Consider the following 18,879-nt stretch of genomic DNA (forward strand, 5'->3'; position numbering starts at 1 on the left):
AGTAACGGATATTCGAAATGTTCAACCGTTTTAACGGAGGTTTTAACTTTATATATACGCACTATGACAATCTAAACTTAGCATTGCTTTTTTATGACCGTAAGGCGATTAAATTAATCAGGATAATCAAAAAATGACTCAAGCTAATATCATTCATTTTCCAGTTATCAACCATGGCCTTGAACCCCACATTTACCGCCTATTGACCCCCCCAATTTACTATCAGTAAAAACATCAATTTGCTTGGGCAAAACATGCTAAAGGTCGTCTAAAAAGATCATGAGCAAGCAAAATAATCCGCTCTATGGGCGATAAATTGAAATTATTTGTTTTCATTCAGGACTCTTGCTGGATGCCACAGTCTAAAAACATGCAGTTCTAATCGTCCATCATGCTCTTGGACTTGGAACTGCCGTTGAATTGATCTTTCATCATAAAAGTACCCCTCGCCCAAATTGGTTAATTTCACCCAAGGAAGATTGCGAAAGGACATCCATAATTCATTTTGACGAACTTCTAGCCTAAACTCGCCAAAATCATGTTGCCCAGTCAGGTTAGGTAAGTCAAATTTGAGTTCATCTTGTTTAACCTTGGCAGCTACAACTCGATGTACCCATTGATAATACTGCTTTAACTCTGGCTCAATACTCTTTGTTTGTAAAAGTTCAAGAGCAGCCAAATATGCGACATCAAATGCTGAGCTTGCCGTCGTTGGAATATCGGGTGTTATCCCGACACCTTCCTCATACATGGTACGCGTCACAACGTTTGTCATTTCTATTCTTGGCAGTCTTAGATAAAAATCGCTATTTAAAACGACGGGGTCAAATGCCTTTCCCCCGCCATACGTTCTCTCACCGACCACCGTTGCTCGCCCAAAGGCCTTTAAATGATAAGTCACGTGTTCAGCAAGACTGAACGTGGTACCACTGGTTAAAATATATAACGGCTTGGTTGTGTGTCGACTACCTTGCACACTTGCATCAGTATAAATTTTTGTCTCTAGGTTTTTCCATCGTTCAACCTTGTTGGCAAAGTGCACGGGATCTGGCCCTAAAAAATAGCCCAAAAATAAGGGCAAAATGCGACTATTGCCCCCACCATTTCTCCGCAAATCTAAAATAATCACTTGAGCACTGTCGAGAAAACTCATCGCCGCCTGCCATACCGGCTTACTTTCATCGACAAAACCATCGAAATAACTTATGTCAATATAGCCAACATTACCCTCCAAAATACTCAATTGCTGAATACCAAAATTAGCCGCTTGCGATTGGGCTAACCGGCGTTGATAATGTTGTTGGTTTTTTGCATTGGCCTGCAGGCTTGTCGCGGCTTTTTCTCGTAAGCGATACCGGTGAACATCTTCGGGAGAATAAACAATGCCAATATGGTTATCTGATGATATCTCGCGCAATGCTTTTGAAACAGCCTCCGCAAATGCTTGCTTGTTTTGCAGATGTAAAAAGCCTTTTTGGAACTCAACCTCGCTGATTTGTTGCGCTGTTTTTTCGCCAATGGCTTTATCGTAAAACTGCTTTATCAATTTATCCGCCACACTTGATAGAGTTTGTTGCTGATAGTGCTTAGCTTCACTGGCACGGGCATGCATTCCGGCAAAGCATAAGGCAACGGTAAGGTAAAAAAACACCAACGTTCTCATATTATTCTGCCACCTTAAAGATTCTTTGAGCCAAGCTCTTCATTTTAAAGCTTTGGTTAACTTGCGCCAGTAACGTCATCAAATCCACCCCGAACTCTTCATTTAAATCTTCAAAAACGTCATTCGCTTTTTTTAGATAAGCAAAAAGAATGGCACTTTGTGCAATACCAAACTCGGTCAGTTGATAGTTGGTTTTTCGGTTATCTCGCTTATCTTTATGGGCGCTAATGATGTTGAGCTTAAGCAACGCTTTCACTCTCTGAGCCGCCAGTTGATGGGTAATACCGAGCCCTCTTGCTATATCGAGTAAAGGGGCAGATTGGCGCTCGAAAATAAAGACAACAACAGACGATGATATAACCGGAATAACCAAGCCCATTTGTTCGTATACAGGCTTAGCTTGCTTTTCGATAAGTGTGGCAAAGTCTAAGGCCAATTTTGGCATAAACGCCTTTTGGGTCAGTTCAGAGGTGAGGTTCGCTTTAGTCATAAGATCAATTAAAATATATGCAACTTATTGCGCAATATATTGCACACACAACCAAATGTAAAGTTGTATCGTTAAATTTTCGCTCGGCAATAACAATAAAGTCTCAGTATTTTTGACCTTCATTTGTACCGAGTTTTTTATCTCCCCTGCTCCCTTAGTGAATAACTAATCTGACATTTTTAACCTAGGCATTGATTTTTCGAGTTAAGTCTTTTCATAAAATGTCTGGCTTGAATTAAAATAATACTCAGCACCAGCAACCTTACCTTAGTCAACGCATTGGCTATAATGATACTTATCAACAGACTGGAAACGCTTTGAACCAAAATCAGACTGAAAAATTAGTATTGGAGAGACAAGCAGCCGAGTTGTTTGCAGACTGTTTTGCTAAGCAATTTGGTCGTAAATTTCGCTTTGTCTCTCATAATGCTCCGCAAAAACCCGATGTAACCTGCAAGCTCGATAATAGCTTTATCGATTTTGAAATCGCTCACTTGTATGGTTCTCAAGCTGAGGCACGCCATATTCTTGGCAAATCACTTGACCCTAAAACTCTGCAAGAGCTGTTCGCCCTTGAGCAGCATGGTGATGCTGATGAACGTTTAGTTACGGCGTTAAATCGTATTTTGGATAACAAATCAACCAAGCAATATGACAGTCATCACGTTTGGCTAGTGATTCGAAATGCTAACCCTTTATGGTCTAAAGAAAATGTTTTAACGAACGTGAATAAAATATGCGTGCCGCAAAAACACCCATTTGAGCAGATATGGTTAATCGCTGATTTTGAAGGTAAAACGGGTCTTATCCCCCTATTAGCCAATCCCCATGGCTGTATCAATGAAACGAACCCATCTTGATTAATTTAATATGTTATTTCCTACTGCCAAAACTTATCTACAAGCTATTGACGATAACAATTAAAAAAAAGGAGGAAGTTGGGTGTTAACTAGCGTTCGTTAAAATACCCCCATTTAAACGGCACAACGATGAAATAAGACTTTACATCAATGAAAATTTTACCTTCCTCACGATAGATTTTACTGAGTGCGCTATAGTTTAAGGTAGTGTTAACGTGCTTAACTACATTTAAGTTTCTCGCGACGAGGAGTTCTTATGGCAACAATCACCTGCTATGGCGCGGCTCAAGAAGTAACCGGTTCTTGTCATTTACTCCATACTTCAAATACTCACATATTACTCGATTGTGGGTTACATCAAGGCAACCGTAGCCATCGACATTTAGAAGCCGAATCATTCGATTTTAATCCCGCCAGTCTAGACGCCGTGATTCTTTCTCATGCTCACCTAGATCACAGCGGCCGATTACCAATGCTGGTGCATCAAGGCTTTCAAGGACCTATTTATTGTACCCAAGCCACCGCTCAACTATTGCCGATTATGTTAATGGACTCGTATAGCTTGTATCGAAATGACTTAAAGCGAATTAATCGAAAAAATCAACGACAGGGAAAATCTATTATTAATGAAGCCTATACCGTCGATGACATTGATACGGTACTCGAACTTTGTCGCCCTAAGGCTTACAAACAAAGTTTTTCAATAAATGAACATATCAAAGTCGTGTTATTTGATGCTGGTCATATCCTCGGCTCCGCGATAACTCGAATAACAATAAACGAGAGAGAGAGCGAAAAAACTTTGGTTTACAGTGGTGACTTAGGCAAACACGGCACTCTCTTGATGAAAGATCCTGAAATTATTCAACAAGCTGATATTGTAATGATGGAAGGGACCTACGGGGATAGAAATCATCGCGATTTAACCGATACTATGGGTCAATTTAAGCAAATTTTAGCCGATGCCTATCAAAGAAACGGTAATGTTTTATTGCCTGCGTTTGCCGTTGGCCGAACCCAAGAATTACTCCTCTACTTAGGTAAATTGCAACGCAATAACGAGTTAGATGACTGGACCATATTTTTAGATAGTCCAATGGCAATAGAAGTCACCCATGTTTACGATCAATGGCTTACAAGTCTAGATTGTGAGGGCGTTCAAGCATTATGTGAAGGGGATGCGACGCTATTAAAAAATTTTATTTCTTCATTACACTTGACCATTGAAGCCGAGCATTCAATGGCCATTAATAAGATTAAAAACCACGCCATTATCATTGCCGGCAGTGGCATGTGTACCGGCGGCCGTATTACTCACCATTTTAAGCATCGCATTTGGGATAAACGCAACACCATTATTTTTGTCGGCTATCAAGCACAGAGTACACCTGGCAGAGCCATTGTTGATGGGGCCAAATACATCAAACTGTTTGGCGAAAGCTTACAAGTTAATGCCAGTATTGAAACCCTTGGTGGTTTTTCTGCCCATGCTGGTCAACAAGGTCTTCTCAATTGGCTAGGTCATTTTAGCCCTACGCCAAGGGTTGTTTTGGTGCACGGGGAAGCCAATGCTTTAGATATTTTAAGCGAAAAAATTTGGCAACAATTTAAGGTACAACCAGAGATCCCTGCAAAAGGCCAAGTAGTGGCATTTTAAATTCGTTAAGATAGACAAAGTTTGAAAGGGCAAAAGAGAGCATCAACAAGCCTATAACCCACTGTTGCAAAATTAACGTTGGTGTTGTTTATTATCTCGACTATCGTTTCGATGTTTTCGATGTCTTCGACAGCGCTCAGAGCAATATTTCACTTCATCCCAATCTCTTTGCCATTTTTTACGCCAAGAAAAAGAACGCTGGCAAAAGCAACATATTTTGCTCGGCAAATCCGCTTTTTTCATCTCGCTCTCACAGGTCATTGTACATGACGTTGACTTTTTGTCTCCCACTGACTCTTTTTGCGCCAAAACCAGAGCAAACCGGCGGCTTGCATACATATCGCTTTAACCATACGTTTGCTATTTTAACTGATTAAGGTGTGAGAATTACGGATTTGACAAAAAAATAGTTCAACTTGATGAACATAACAAATGTTAACGATGGTTTCGTTTAGATTATTTAAAACGTAAAGAAGTATTGAGTTTAAATGCCCAGAAAAGCACTGCGCTTTACTGATTCATCGAGTCTTTATTATTTTACTTTTTGATTTGACTCATAACATCCTGCAATTTTGCTCGACTAACAGCCACCCTCTTATTGTCGGATAAAATGACCTCTCCCTGGCGCCCGACTTTTTCGATGTCCTTTAATATAGCGATAGGAGCAAACAACGCGCTGCCAATAACACCGGTTACTAAAAGTTGTTGCCACTGACTTAATCGGTGGCAAAGATCCCACTTAGCAAAATAGATTGTTAATTACCCAATAAACAAACAGTGATCGGTGCAATTAGAAGCGCTATACCAGCATTACAAACATTGATTTAAACAGCGAAGATAACGCTGTCGGAAAAATTTCGAATTTAGATTATCAGCCAACCAGCTTACAATTAGGTTTTGTTTATACGTTTTAAACCAAGCAAAAGCACATACATTGGCTTTTTCAAGGTAAGGCTATGTATGTGCATTTAAATAAAGCCATCGTATTTTTATAATTTCGTATACTTGGCGAGCGTTGTCATAACATCGAGTGCTATGTGCTTATCACTGGCATATAGTACCCCAAATTTGTGCATATAAAGAGAATCGGTCGGATTTAAGATTAGATCTACACCGTGCATATCAGAGTGGTACGCAGTTGCCGCTTTAAATAATGCTGAGGTCGCAGCAAAATCCCAAACACTACCGCCACCTTCCGATTGTTTAGGTAATTTAAAATAACACGCCGGCGCGTTTTCTAAGACACTGAGCGCATTCATGACCGCCCCATATTGACTGACGATCTTTATCTTATCAAAACCTCGCGCCTTAAAGCGGTCAGTCAATAAACTCACGATATCATTAAAGCGTGCATGAGATTGAAAACTGCGATCCACATACAGGTGCAAAATACGTTCACTTTTTGTCTTATGTTTAGCCATGGAGCTAGATAAGCGCGGCTGCCACAAAGCGTTATTTTTTAATAAAAGAATCTGTTTATTAAAGCCATTGTCAGTGGCAATGCTTTGATACAGAATTTGCCTAACCGGATCATAGACCACGCCTAACAATGCCTGGCCATTTTGCGCAACTAAGGCAATAGAGACCGCATAGCCAGGTATGTTTTCAATAAACGCTAAAGTGCCATCAAGCGGATCTACGCACCAAAAGTAAGGCTTAGTTAATCTCGGATGGGCTCCATTTGAGTGTTGAGAGGCACTTTCTTCTCCTAAAAAAGCGAGGTGATATTTGCCGCTGATTTCCTTCAGTGCTTGATAAATAATGTCCTCACAAACCAAGTCTACTTGCGTAACAACTTGAGATGCCAGACTGCTACCACTGTCTTTGTGAAGGACTTTTAGCGTATCTCGCTGTGCTTCAGCAATATAGCGCCCCGCTTTCACCGCGGCGTCACTGGCGGCATTGAGTAAGCTTTTAAGCTGTTCATGAGTGAATACCATAACTGGATTTACCCCCAACCGTCTGCACTTTGAGATAAGGCACTAAGGGCAATGTCAGTTTGTTGCTTACAATAACCTCCAATTTTCCAATGCCCAGGCTTCCAACCCGTTAAAAAACGATGAAAGTCAGCCCACGCCATCGGGTATAAAGAACGCCAATTGGCGATCACGTCATTAGCGTTAACCTGGGGCTGGAAGTGTGCTAAAGCAATGCGCAATTGCTTAAAGTAAAAATCAACGAAGCTTGATGCCTCAAGTTGTAAACGGGTATCTGGCATCACACTGCTTAATAACAACATCAAATCTTTCACCCCAGGCCCTTGCCCAACATATTGAAAGTCAACAGCAGCGGCGTGTTCATTACATTCACTGAAACAAAAGTTTGCCAGTTTGGCATCACCATGAATAATACATTGATAGGGCGATAAACGAAGCCTTTCATCGATGGCCTTGGCGGCCCTTTTTAACGTTAAATCTGTGATCGCTTGCCATTCATCTGGGCGAGTTTCGAGATGCCAATAACCGCCCACAGCCCATAACCCAGAAACGGGAAATGACAATGTTTTTGCGTGCAGTAAAGTAAGCCAGCGAATACAACTTTTTATTTGTCGATGGCTTGGCCTATCATCTTTTCCTAGGGTAAAACGCTGAGGGAAATTAGGCGCTAAATCCTCTAAAGCCAATATCATCCCCTGCTCTGAACTCTCCGAGTAGACAAGCTTAGGGAAATACATAGCCGACATTGCTATTGCCCCTGTATTTCTGGCATTGAGTTTCTCCCCAAATTGGCGATACCAATTGAATTCAACTTGGTAAGATTTTCGTTTGCGTTGCTCTGAAAATGTTGAATGCCAACCATAAGGATGCTCACTGCCAGCCTGAAAATCTATTTTTTTTACCACCACTGAACATGTCTTTGGGGTAAAAGAAATGTCATTGTTCAATTGTAAAGTCAACCGAACCAGTTCGCCTTTTCCGGCCCAAAGCGATTGCATAGGTTCGATATTGATTATTTTTTCGCACAGCAATGCATCACATAAAGCCTGTTGCTGTAATGGGGTCAGAATATTCATAACGTTTTAATACTTTTCTATTGCTCGGCTATAACTGTGTCAAGTTATTGTATCTTTGTTTATGACCTCTTGGAAAAAAATACTGGATGATAAACAAAAACATAATAAGATAGGTATCTATGATAAAAAAAGTAAAAACATAAAATGGCTGATTATAACAATTCTTTACTCTCGTTATTGCCCCGTCTAAACAAAGCTTTAAAGTGGGGGCTTTTATCCACTACCCTGTTTTCTATAACGGCCATGGCATCAACATTTAACATTGATGATGTCAGCCTTGACTATGAAATCTACGGCCAAGGGCAGCCGTTATTGTTATTGCACGGCGGTGGTGGTTCTAAAGAGTCTATGCAGCTTTTTATTGACCAGTTTGCCAAACATTTTCAAGTCATTGCCCTTGATTCAAGAGAGCAAGGAAGAAGCTCTATAAGCTCAAAGCCACTGAGTTATCAGCGCATGACCCAAGACACATTGGCCTTGCTTGATCATTTACACCTTAATGCTGTTAATGTTATTGGCTACAGTGATGGCGGCATTATCGGCCTGCTTATGGCAATCCAACAACCTAACAGGGTTAAAAAATTAAGCGCCATTGCAACAAACTACCACTGGAATATTTCAGCCGAATCCGTTAACAGTTTACAAGCTTGGCGCGACGACATGCTTGCGACCCCAATAAGTGATTGGCCAACTGATATTATTGAGCTGTTCAGCCAGTTTGGCAAACAACCTGCAGATGCCTACCACGTCTATAAAGATTTGTTTGACTTATGGTTAACCCAACCTCAGATGCTCCTAACCGATTTTCAAAAAATAAACGCAGAGGTTTTGTATGTCGTGGGAGATAGCGACGATATAACGGTTGAGCACACCACAGACATGTTCCGTCATACGCCAAGCGCACAATTATTTGTGCTGCCAGCGACTGGCCATAATGTCATTAACGAACAGTCCAAATTACTAAACCTAGTGCTTAGCGATTTTCTCCTTGAGTAATTATTCATAACCCCAAATAGCAATAAAACAGATAAAATTTAGTAAGATAGAAAACTTGAATAAACATTTATCGCCGATAAGCTAAGGGGTTTGATCTTACTTTTTTGTCTTTAGCTTTGACGTATTTTGTTAACACAACATAGGTTGTTGCCCCTTTTAGGGTGCAATTTTTTCTCTTTAATGTTAAATATAATGAAAAACTTAGGTGAAGGAAGCAAACAATGCGAATTTTACACACCATGATCCGCGTAGGAGACTTGGACCGCTCAATTAAATTTTATCAAGATGTTCTAGGCATGCGCCTATTAAAAAAATCAGACAATGAACAGTACCAATATACATTGGCGTTTCTTGGTTACGATGATATCGAGCATTCAGCGGTTATTGAGCTGACGTATAATTGGGGCGTAGAAAGCTACGACTTAGGCAATGCATTTGGTCATATAGCCATTGAAGTAGATAATGTTTACCAAGCTTGTGACAAAATTCGAGATTTAGGGGGCGTTATCTCAAGAGAACCTGGCCCAGTTAAAGGTGGATCAACCGAAATCGCCTTTGTTAAAGACCCCGACGGTTACGCGATTGAGTTAATTCAAGCCAAAGAAGACTTCGATCTTTAACCGCAAAACCCGGTGTTTCTCACCGGGTTTTTACTTTCTTGGCGTTTTATTGTTAAAAAATGTGTATCATCCGTTTAACAATCTTGTGCAATCATGTAAATTAATGCCCAAATTACTATGATGACAATAAGAAGTTAATCCGATGAAAAAATCTCTCATTTCACTCGCATTGGGTGTCGCTATTATTAGTGGTTGCCAACATATAGAACACACCCCTGTTCAGACCACAACAGCAGCAGCGCCAAAAGTAGACACGGTTGTCGTTGAACAAAGTGAATCTGCCCGCTTAAATGCATTTTTTGAAACCATGTTTAATGACTCTGTTATGCGCTCACCTGAGTATCAAACCTACTTAGGCATTAAAAAAGATTACGATAAGTGGAACGAAAGCAGTGAAGAGAACAGTCTTAAAGAGCTTGAAATCACCAAGAAAAATTTGGCTGAGCTGTTAAGCTTTGACTACGAAGCTTTAGATGAGCAAACCAAACTCAGTTATCAAATTGCTAAACAGTCAATGGAAAATGAAATCAATGATTTCAAGTGGCGTCACCATAACTACCCAGTAAACCAAATGTATGGTGTGCACTCTTCCATTCCTTCTTTTTTAATTAATCAACATTCTATCAGCAATGAAAAGGAAGCAATCGATTACATTAGCCGTTTAAATGGGGTTCAAAAACGCATTGAGCAATTAATCGAGCAGCTAAAAATTCGTGAAAACAAGGGCATTATTGCACCACGTTTTGTGTTTGATCACGTTATTCGTGACTCGCAAAATTTAATCATGGGCGCCCCATTTACCCCAGAACCAGACTCTACCTTATTGGCTGACTTTAAGAGCAAGGTAAATTCCTTAGATATTGACCAATCAAATCGTGAACAATTAATTGCAGACGCTAAAGTAGCGCTAATCGCCAGCGTACAACCTGCGTATCAAAACTTGATTGATTATTTGATCACCTTAGAGACCAAGTCGACCAATGATGCCGGGGCATGGAAATTCCCTGAAGGAAAAGATTTTTACAACGTTGCTTTAGCGCGAACGACAACGACTGACTTAACCGCCGAAGAAATTCATGAAATTGGTTTAAGCGAAGTCGAACGCATTCATGCAGAAATGACAGAGATTAAAAACAAGGTCGGCTTTAAAGGCGATTTGGCTGCGTTTATGCAATTTATGCGCAGTGATAAGCAGTTCTACTACCCGAACAGCGAAGCAGGTAAACAACGCTATTTAGATGAAGCAACCGCTTTAATTGACAACATGAAAGATCGTCTTGATGAACTATTCATTGTAAAACCTAAGGCCGACCTTATCGTTAAGCGTGTTGAAGCGTTCCGTGAAAAGTCTGCCGGCAAAGCTTTTTACAATCGTCCAGCACCTGATGGTTCTCGTCCGGGTATGTATTATGCCAACCTTTACGACATGGAAGCGATGCCAACATATCAAATGGAAGCGCTAGCCTATCACGAAGGGATCCCTGGTCATCACATGCAACTGGCGATTTCTCAAGAGCTTGAAGGCATTCCGACTTTTCGTAAGTTCAGCAACTTTACCGCTTATACCGAAGGATGGGGGCTTTATACTGAATTTTTACCAAAAGAGATTGGTTTATATCAAGACCCTTATTCTGACTTTGGACGTCTTGCCATGGAATTATGGCGTGCATGTCGTCTAGTCGTTGATACTGGCATGCATGTGAAAAAATGGACCCGTGAACAAAGCATTAATTACTATGTAAAAAACACCCCAAATGCAAAGTCAGATGCGATCAAAATGGTTGAACGTCATGCCGTGATGCCATCGCAAGCCACGGCCTATAAAATTGGGATGATAAAAATCTTAGAATTACGCCAACGAGCGAAAAAACAAATGGGTGAAAAGTTCGATATTCGTGAGTTCCATGATGTGATCTTGAAAAATGGTCCACTACCATTAGATGTTGTTGATGCTAAAGTAAATCAATACATTAGCAGTAAAGCATAATAGCCTTTCGACATTTTAAAGTAAAAAAGCCGCTTACTGCGGCTTTTTTTGATCTCGTCGATATGGGCGTTAACCTTTATACATCAATAAGGTAGAATAAAAACCTTTATATTTTCCTGAGTGAGCAAAAACTTAGTGGGATTGGTATTAGAGCGAGATGTACTTCGCCAAATCAGAATGACAATGATACAATGAGCCTTTATGACTGATTTTCATTCGTATATTCATGACCATTAAACGTTATTTTACCGGCTTATTTTTACTTTTATTTGTCCTCATTGTTGCGAACATTTCTGCGTTTTATTATTACCAAAACTCAGTAAGCCAGCTCAAATCACTTGAAAATGATCGTTTAGCCATTATGGAGCTATCTTCGATAATTCGTGATACTTCGAATAAACTCACTCGTACTTCTCGAACCTATATTGTCACCGGCGATGTGACCTATGCCGATTACTATAAAGAAATTCTCGGTTTTCGAAGCGGTAACCACCCTCGTCCACAAAACTATTTCAGTGTGTATTGGGATAAGATGCATACCGATATGCAAGGCCAATATTATCGTAAAGAACCTATTGAAAAGCTGATCCAGCGCTTAATCACGCCCCGCGAACAATTAATGCAACTACGTCGCGCCGTCGATTTGTCTTATGAAATCACCACCTTTGAAATTACCGCCATGCAACTATTTAAAGAAGGCTTGCAAACGGGTAAAAAACAAGCCCTAGAATTACTTTATGGTGATGAATATTTACGGGCGAAAAGCCAAATCATGGCTCAAATAGACAAGTTTGAACAGAACTACGATAAATGGCACTTTCAAGAAAATCAAAAGCTTGAAAATATTATCAAGTGGGCGCAAATTGCCCTTTTAGCATTACAAGTGCTATTGGTTTGCTCATTACTGTTTATTCGTTATTTCTTGTTAAAGAATGTCAGTGAGCCTCTTTCTGCGTTGTCTAATTTCTCCAAGCGTATTTCCTCTGGTGACTTTTCAAACCGAGTCGAAGTCGACACCAATACCGCCGATATTATCTGGCTGGCTCGCTCGATGAATCAAATGCAAGACAACATTGCCAAAACCTTAAAACAATACGAGCAACAAACAAACCTGGCGAATAAAGCTAAGCATCAAGCGCAGGCTGCGAATAAATCACGGGGTGAGTTTTTAGCCAACATGAGCCATGAAATTCGTACCCCAATGAATGGCATTATTGGTTTAAGTCAATTGCTACAAGAGCAAGGCTTAAAGAAAAAAGATCAAGTTTACGTTGATAAAATCTTGTTATCGGCTCGTCAATTGTTAGAAATATTAAATGACATCTTAGACTTTTCAAAAATCGACTCAGATAAACTGACCATAGAAAACATCGATTTTAATTTAACCAGTGTCTTTGACCGAATTTCAAATGTACTGGCCGTTCAAGCTCAGCATAAAAATCTCGACTTTATCTTTGATATGCGAGAAGACTTTAATTCAAGGTTTCATGGCGATCCGGTAAGGGTAACCCAAATATTAATGAACCTAACCTCTAATGCGATTAAATTTACCAAGCATGGTTCGATTAAAGTGGCGGTAAAAAACACCACGTATAACGACCAAGAGGCGATAGAGTTTAGCGTCACCGATACGGGGATAGGCTTAAGCGAAAACCAAATGGAACATATTTTTGATCCCTTTTCCCAAGCCGATAACTCCATTACGCGAAATTATGGGGGCTCGGGGTTAGGTCTAAGTATTTGTCATCGCCTAGCACAATTAATGAAAGGAAAGATCTCCATTGAATCTGAGGTTGGTGTTGGTAGTACCTTTAGCCTTACCTTGCCGATTATTAAGCAACGTAAACCGAAAGAAATCGACATAGAACGTAAGAAAATTCTCTTTTTTAGCGATTTTGAACACGACATCGAAATCGTTACTAACCATTGTAAGTACCATCAATTAGATTTAACGTGCTTACCTACAGCAAGGTTATTTGAACCAAAAGACGAGGTTGGTGAACCGACCATGGTGATATTAGACATTCATTCATTTGACGATGATGGCCATGCGCATATTGCCCAATATAATCAGCCGTGGTTAAGCCAAAAGAACGTCGAATTGTTGTTGATGCCAAATATTGATCAAATTGGCTGCGCTGAACACTTCTGTTATAAAGATCCGGTACACACAATTTATCACCCGTTTTTATTTCACAGCATTTTAATGTTATTAAAAAAGACAGCAAACAATGTTGCGGTGGAAAAACTACCGAATCCATTTCAAGGCATTAAAGTACTGTTGGCCGAAGACTTTAAACTTAATCAAATTGTCGCCACAGGCTTATTAAATAAACTTGGAGTGGAAGTTGATATTGTTGAAAATGGTCAAGAAGCCGTAAAAGCCGTACAAGAAAACGATTATCGACTGGTATTTATGGATGTACATATGCCAGTAATGGATGGGCATCAGGCCACCCAAAAAATTCGCGAGCTTGCAGAGCACAAAGATCTACCTATTATTGCGTTAACAGCGGATGCTCAACAAGAGCATGTTCAGCAGTGTATGGAATCGGGCATGACAGACTTTTTATCGAAACCCTTTTTATTGGCCGACATTGAAAAAGTCATGCACAAATATCTGGCAAAATAATAAATTCAGGGAAAAAAAGCCAACCTGAGGCGCATCAATATTGGCAAAGTACCTGCGTTAATTTTGAGCAGGCATTATTACTTTACGCATGTTTTATGACAGTTTGATGACAGTGACAAGCGCGATTAACACACCGAGTAGCAATGGACGAGTAAGTATCATGAGTAAACAGACTTATATAACGCTAACCAAGTTTTTTTTCGCGCTTTTATGTACCGTTTTACAGGGGTGTCAGGGTATTGCAAGCATAGACACCAACCTTGATAAAGAGAACTTTGACAAGTATTTTGCGATCAGCAAAGTCGAGGTTTATGAACAAGAAAGTGATATTAAGCAAGCCTATCAATACATCGATCTGGTTGAAGGCGAAAGCTGTCAAGTTCGTGCTAATGACGTGCCTGCCAACATAACCGAAGCTCGAACTCAGGCGCGCAAGCAAGCCGCAAGCCTAAATGCCAATGCTCTGGTGATCTCAAGTTGTATCAATATTGAAGACACACAATGTCACGCCCTATTGGTGTGTTATGGAAAAGCATATAAAGTGAAATTTAATGACTAGTACCACTTCCTCACCCTATCAATTTGAGCCAATTGGTCGAGTACATTCGCCCTACAAAGAAAAGTTTGCCATTCCTAGGCAACCCGGTTTAGTGTCGGCCGCGCAGGGTAAAATAGAAATTTTATGCCAAGGTAATGCGAAGGACTTATTTCGGGATATAGAGCAACACTCACATATTTGGGTGTTGTTTGTTTTTCATGCAACCGCCGAACAGGGCTGGAAACCTCTTGTTAAAGCACCACGATTAGGGGGCAATAAAAAAACAGGAGTATTTGCAACTCGCTCAACATTTCGACCTAATCCTATTGGTATGTCAGTGGTGAAACATCATGGCATTAGCCAAGAAAGCGGTCGTTTTTTCCTAAATATCAGCGGTCACGACTTACTGGATCAGACCCCTGTTATTGATATTAAGCCCTATATTCCTTACAGTGATCAACGCTCTGATGCTTTTTCTCAAATGGCGCCAGCCCCAGAGCAACATCATTTGCAGGTTAACTTTACCAGCAAGGCGCAACTACAACTGCAAAGCTTAGGCGAACAATACCCCAAATTATCCACCTTTATTGAACAGGTACTGGCGCAAGACCCTCGTCCTGCCTATAAAAAACAGCAACAAGATAAGCAAATTTATGGCATGAGCTTGTACGACTTGAATATTCGCTGGCAAATTAATGCTCACTGCTGTGATGTTATTGACATTGAAAAACAGCTCGCCACATCAGAAGACACCTAAGCCAGCCAATCATTAACAACTGATGCATTGTTCACCAAATATATTGTTAAGCGCCACCGTTGTCGCTATAATCCCGCCCATATTTGGTTACAAGGTTTAACCAAAAAGCTTCACGCCGACAGCCCTTCGGGCGAGGTTCGTTTACATTGTGCACCGAATTTACGTTTCGGATAGCAACAAGGAAATACTATGTCAAAACATTCTGAGTCTGCTGCGAAAGCAGAATCTACACCGAATATTGTTGTCACAGCGCTTTATCAGTTTGTGACCTTAAAAGATTACCAAAAAATTAAACCTGCCTTATTAAATACCATGCAAAAGCATGGTGTAACCGGCACCCTATTACTGGCTGAAGAAGGCATTAATGGTACTATCGCAGGCTCGCGCGAGGGCATTAATGCGGTAATTGCCTTCTTACAACAAGATTCTAGGTTTGATAAATTAAGTTATAAAGAGTCATTTACTGAACAGTCTCCCTTTAAACGTTGTAAGGTAAAACTTAAAAAAGAAATCGTCACTATGGGTGTAAAAGGTATCGACCCGAAAGAAATCGTTGGTACCTATGTCAAGCCTCAAGATTGGAACCAATTAATCAGCGATCCGGAAGTATTATTGGTTGATACCCGTAACGATTATGAAATTGAAATTGGTACCTTCAAAAACGCGATAAATCCAAATACTGAAACCTTTCGCGAATTCCCACAATATGTGAAAGAAAATTTAGACCCGACTAAGCATAAAAAAGTAGCGATGTTCTGCACCGGTGGCATTCGTTGTGAAAAGTCGACCGCGTATATGAAACAACAAGGCTTTGAAGAGGTTTACCACCTTGAAGGCGGAATTTTAAAATACCTTGAAGAAGTACCAGAGCAAGAAACTTTGTGGCAAGGTGATTGTTTTGTCTTTGACGATCGTGTTGCGGTTGATCACAAACTTGAAAAAAGTATTTACGATCAATGTCACGCGTGTCGTTTACCAATTACCGAAGAAGACAAACAACGACCTGAATACGAGCCTGGCGTCAGTTGTCACCATTGTATTGACAAGTTAACCGAGCAACAAAAGCAACGTTACAAAGAGCGCGAAAAGCAAATTCAATTAGCGAAAGAGCGAGGCATGCATCATATCGGGAGTGCAGCAGCTCAAACATTGGCTGAACGTAAAAAAATGAAGCAACAACGAATAGAAGCTCAGCGACAAAAAAACAAATAAATAATTTTGTTAAAAACGTTCATTATCAGCGTCTGAACCTTGTACAAGGACAGACGCTTTTTTCATTCTGCGACTTTCTGTTGTCGTTAACCGTTTGTATTTTAAGTTTAAGTTAGTTGTATTTAAGGATACGACGACAATTGGCGCCCCAACTAATATCCGATATGATTGCCCAGCCGAGTCAAAAACTTGCCTTTATGTTAAATTTTTGTTAAATTTGCACACCTTTTATTTTAAGGTGTCCTCTTTTTTAAAACATTCATTTTTTGGAGGCAAAATGGCAAACTTTGGTGCTTATAAAAATGTCCTTTCGGCGTATTTGTCTGAAGACGACAACGATGCTTTGGTCAATCAACATCAAGACCCTTTTCCCGGTCAAGCTTTGCCTATTGAGGACCATCAAACTATGTGGTGGTTAAATGTGCGCCATCGTTGTCGCAAACATCATTACCAAAAAAACCATCGATTACGTCGGAAGTTTTAGTTTTTTCCTTTATCTAATTCATTAAGTTAAATTTCTTCGACAAAACCAGAATTTGATCTTTGTCGTGCTCTATGTAGCTGTTAGAATATCCCTCATTTTTAAATTATAATATCAACTTGTGTGAATGTTTGGGCACACCTTTGACTGGTTCTGCGCTATGGTCATTTAACCCAACTCAACTTATTTTAAAGCACAAGTCGCTAACTAAGGTGGAATTGTCCAGCAATGCGTACCAGCCAATATTTACTTTCAACATTAAAAGAAACGCCATCTCATGCTGAGGTGATCAGTCATCAATATATGCTTCGTGCCGGCTTGATCCGTGCCGTAGCTTCTGGCCTTTATACGTGGTTACCAACTGGGGTAAAAGTTCTTAAGAAAGTTGAAAACATTGTTCGCGAAGAAATGAATCGCGCCGGCTCAATTGAAACCTTAATGCCAATGGTACAACCTGCCGATTTATGGCAAGAGTCTGGTCGTTGGGATGACTATGGTCCAGAATTATTGCGCATGCAAGATCGCCATAACCGCCCATTCGTATTAGGCCCAACGCACGAAGAAGTGATCACCAAATTAGTTAGTTACGAGCTTAGTAGTTACAAACAACTACCATTAAACTTATACCAAATTCAAACCAAGTTCCGTGATGAAATACGTCCCCGTTTTGGCGTAATGCGTGGTCGTGAATTCTTAATGAAAGATGCTTACTCTTTCCATTTATCAAATGAATGCTTGGAGCAAACTTACCAACACATGCACAATGCGTATTGTCGTATCTTCGACCGTCTTGGTTTAGATTATCGTCCAGTACTTGCTGATACTGGCTCGATTGGTGGTGATGCATCGCATGAATTTCACGTGCTGGCTGACTCTGGCGAAGACGATATCGCCTTTAGTGACAGCAGTGACTATGCGGCTAACATTGAAAAAGCCGAAGCATTAGCACCTCAAGGTGAGCGTTCGCCGGCAACCGCAGAACTAAATAAAGTGGCCACCCCAAATACTCACTCAATCGAAGACGTATCTAAGTTTTTCAATGTAGAAGCCAATGCTGTGGCCAAAACCTTGTTGGTTTTAGGTGAGTGTGAAGAAGGCGAAACAGCGCCAATCATTGCATTAGTTATTCGTGGCGATCATCAGTTAAATGAAATCAAAGCCGAGCACATTAAAGGCGTTGCATCTCCTTTAACATTGGCCACAGACGAGCAAATTACGCAAGTAGCTGGTTGTGATGCAGGCTCTATTGGCCCTGTAGGTTTCAACGGCCGCATTATTGTTGATCGCACTGCTGCGCATTTAGCTGACTTTATTTGTGGTGCCAATGAGACGGGTTTCCACTACACTGGTGCTAATTTTGACCGAGACATTAGCGATTACGAAATTGCCGATTTACGTAACGTAGTTGCTGGTGATCCTAGCCCTTGTGGTCAAGGTACATTAACCATTAAACGTGGTATTGAAGTTGGTCATATTTTCCAATTAGGTGAAAAATACGCCAAAGCCATGGGCGCTGCTGTACTAAATGACGCTGGTAAAAACCAAACGTTAACCATGGGTTGTTACGGTATTGGGGTCTCTCGTATTGTGGCCGCAGCTATTGAGCAAAACCACGACGAGCACGGTATTATTTGGCCAGATGCGATTGCGCCATTTAAAGTTGTGATCATCCCTATGAATATGCACAAGTCGCATCGAGTACAAGAAACAGCAACCAAGCTTTACAATGAGTTAGTAGAAGCAGGTGTTGAAGTGTTATTTGATGATCGTAAAGAACGCCCTGGTGTGATGTTTAAAGACATGGAATTAATTGGTATTCCACACAGCATCATTGTGGGTGAACGTAACTTAGACAGCGAAGAAGTAGAATACAAACACCGCCAGTCTGGTGAAAAGTCAACGGTTAAAATCTCAGATGTTAAAGACTTTATTTTAAATAAATAATATTTGTCGATATCTCGGTTAACAGCAAT

General features: G+C 40.5%; 16 protein-coding genes. 11 read left to right on the forward strand and 5 right to left on the reverse strand.

Annotation, left to right across the window (positions count from 1 at the left end; all coding sequences use genetic code 11):
• Positions 1-322: 322 nt before the first annotated feature.
• Both ACAY00_RS10570 and ACAY00_RS10575 read right to left on the reverse strand, forming a co-directional pair.
• Positions 323-1,663: a S41 family peptidase gene (locus tag ACAY00_RS10570; protein WP_371373205.1), complete on the reverse strand. Its 1,341-nt coding sequence runs from the start codon at positions 1,661-1,663 to the stop codon at positions 323-325.
• Position 1,664: 1 nt separating this feature from the next.
• Entirely contained in the window at positions 1,665-2,153 is a 489-nt protein-coding gene (locus ACAY00_RS10575; RefSeq protein ID WP_371373207.1) for a hypothetical protein, read from the reverse strand.
• 317 nt (positions 2,154-2,470) lie between these two features.
• Between ACAY00_RS10575 and ACAY00_RS10580 the strand changes: the two genes are divergently transcribed.
• Positions 2,471-3,013: a hypothetical protein gene (locus ACAY00_RS10580; RefSeq protein ID WP_371373209.1), complete on the forward strand. Its 543-nt coding sequence runs from the start codon at positions 2,471-2,473 to the stop codon at positions 3,011-3,013.
• A 256-nt stretch (positions 3,014-3,269) separates the two neighbouring features.
• Positions 3,270-4,670, forward strand: a complete 1,401-nt coding sequence (locus tag ACAY00_RS10585; protein WP_371373211.1) for an MBL fold metallo-hydrolase RNA specificity domain-containing protein — start codon at positions 3,270-3,272, stop codon at positions 4,668-4,670.
• Between the two features lie 72 nt (positions 4,671-4,742).
• On the opposite strand, the gene ACAY00_RS10590 is transcribed toward ACAY00_RS10585, so the two are convergent.
• The 3 genes from ACAY00_RS10590 to ACAY00_RS10600 all read right to left on the reverse strand — a co-directional run bounded on the left by ACAY00_RS10590 (position 4,743) and on the right by ACAY00_RS10600 (position 7,683).
• Positions 4,743-4,913, reverse strand: a complete 171-nt coding sequence (locus ACAY00_RS10590; protein ID WP_371379697.1) for a DUF2256 domain-containing protein — start codon at positions 4,911-4,913, stop codon at positions 4,743-4,745.
• Positions 4,914-5,659: 746 nt separating this feature from the next.
• On the reverse strand, positions 5,660-6,610 hold the full coding sequence (locus ACAY00_RS10595; RefSeq protein WP_371373213.1) for a 3'(2'),5'-bisphosphate nucleotidase CysQ: 951 nt from the start codon (positions 6,608-6,610) through the stop codon (positions 5,660-5,662).
• Positions 6,611-6,618: 8 nt separating this feature from the next.
• Positions 6,619-7,683 (reverse strand): phosphotransferase, encoded by a 1,065-nt coding sequence (locus tag ACAY00_RS10600; RefSeq protein ID WP_371373215.1) that lies wholly within the window; start codon positions 7,681-7,683, stop codon positions 6,619-6,621.
• Between the two features lie 144 nt (positions 7,684-7,827).
• Between ACAY00_RS10600 and ACAY00_RS10605 the strand changes: the two genes are divergently transcribed.
• The 9 genes from ACAY00_RS10605 to ACAY00_RS10645 all read left to right on the forward strand — a co-directional run bounded on the left by ACAY00_RS10605 (position 7,828) and on the right by ACAY00_RS10645 (position 18,850).
• The gene (locus ACAY00_RS10605) at positions 7,828-8,679 is read left to right on the forward strand and encodes an alpha/beta fold hydrolase (RefSeq protein WP_371373217.1); all 852 of its coding nucleotides are present in this window, start codon (positions 7,828-7,830) and stop codon (positions 8,677-8,679) included.
• A gap of 221 nt (positions 8,680-8,900) precedes the next feature.
• Entirely contained in the window at positions 8,901-9,299 is a 399-nt protein-coding gene (gloA, locus tag ACAY00_RS10610) for a lactoylglutathione lyase (RefSeq protein ID WP_371373219.1), read from the forward strand.
• Between the two features lie 142 nt (positions 9,300-9,441).
• Complete coding sequence (locus ACAY00_RS10615) at positions 9,442-11,286, forward strand: DUF885 family protein (RefSeq protein WP_371373221.1); 1,845 nt, start codon at positions 9,442-9,444, stop codon at positions 11,284-11,286.
• 226 nt (positions 11,287-11,512) lie between these two features.
• The gene (locus ACAY00_RS10620) at positions 11,513-13,918 is read left to right on the forward strand and encodes an ATP-binding protein (protein ID WP_371373223.1); all 2,406 of its coding nucleotides are present in this window, start codon (positions 11,513-11,515) and stop codon (positions 13,916-13,918) included.
• A 160-nt stretch (positions 13,919-14,078) separates the two neighbouring features.
• On the forward strand, positions 14,079-14,477 hold the full coding sequence (gene rcsF, locus ACAY00_RS10625) for an Rcs stress response system protein RcsF (protein ID WP_371373225.1): 399 nt from the start codon (positions 14,079-14,081) through the stop codon (positions 14,475-14,477).
• On the forward strand, positions 14,470-15,213 hold the full coding sequence (tsaA, locus tag ACAY00_RS10630) for a tRNA (N6-threonylcarbamoyladenosine(37)-N6)-methyltransferase TrmO (protein ID WP_371373227.1): 744 nt from the start codon (positions 14,470-14,472) through the stop codon (positions 15,211-15,213). Before rcsF ends, tsaA begins: the two co-directional genes overlap by 8 nt.
• Positions 15,214-15,402: 189 nt before the next feature.
• Positions 15,403-16,425, forward strand: coding sequence for a rhodanese-related sulfurtransferase (locus ACAY00_RS10635; protein ID WP_371373229.1), 1,023 nt, complete (start codon positions 15,403-15,405; stop codon positions 16,423-16,425).
• A gap of 277 nt (positions 16,426-16,702) precedes the next feature.
• Positions 16,703-16,909: a hypothetical protein gene (locus ACAY00_RS10640; protein WP_371373231.1), complete on the forward strand. Its 207-nt coding sequence runs from the start codon at positions 16,703-16,705 to the stop codon at positions 16,907-16,909.
• A 225-nt stretch (positions 16,910-17,134) separates the two neighbouring features.
• Positions 17,135-18,850 carry a proline--tRNA ligase gene (locus ACAY00_RS10645; protein WP_371373233.1) on the forward strand — a complete coding sequence of 572 codons (1,716 nt, stop codon included), beginning with the start codon at positions 17,135-17,137 and terminating at the stop codon, positions 18,848-18,850.
• Positions 18,851-18,879 lie beyond the last annotated feature (29 nt).

Source organism: Thalassotalea sp. 273M-4 (assembly GCF_041410465.1).
GTDB classification, from domain to species: Bacteria; Pseudomonadota; Gammaproteobacteria; order Enterobacterales; family Alteromonadaceae; genus Thalassotalea_A; species Thalassotalea_A aquiviva.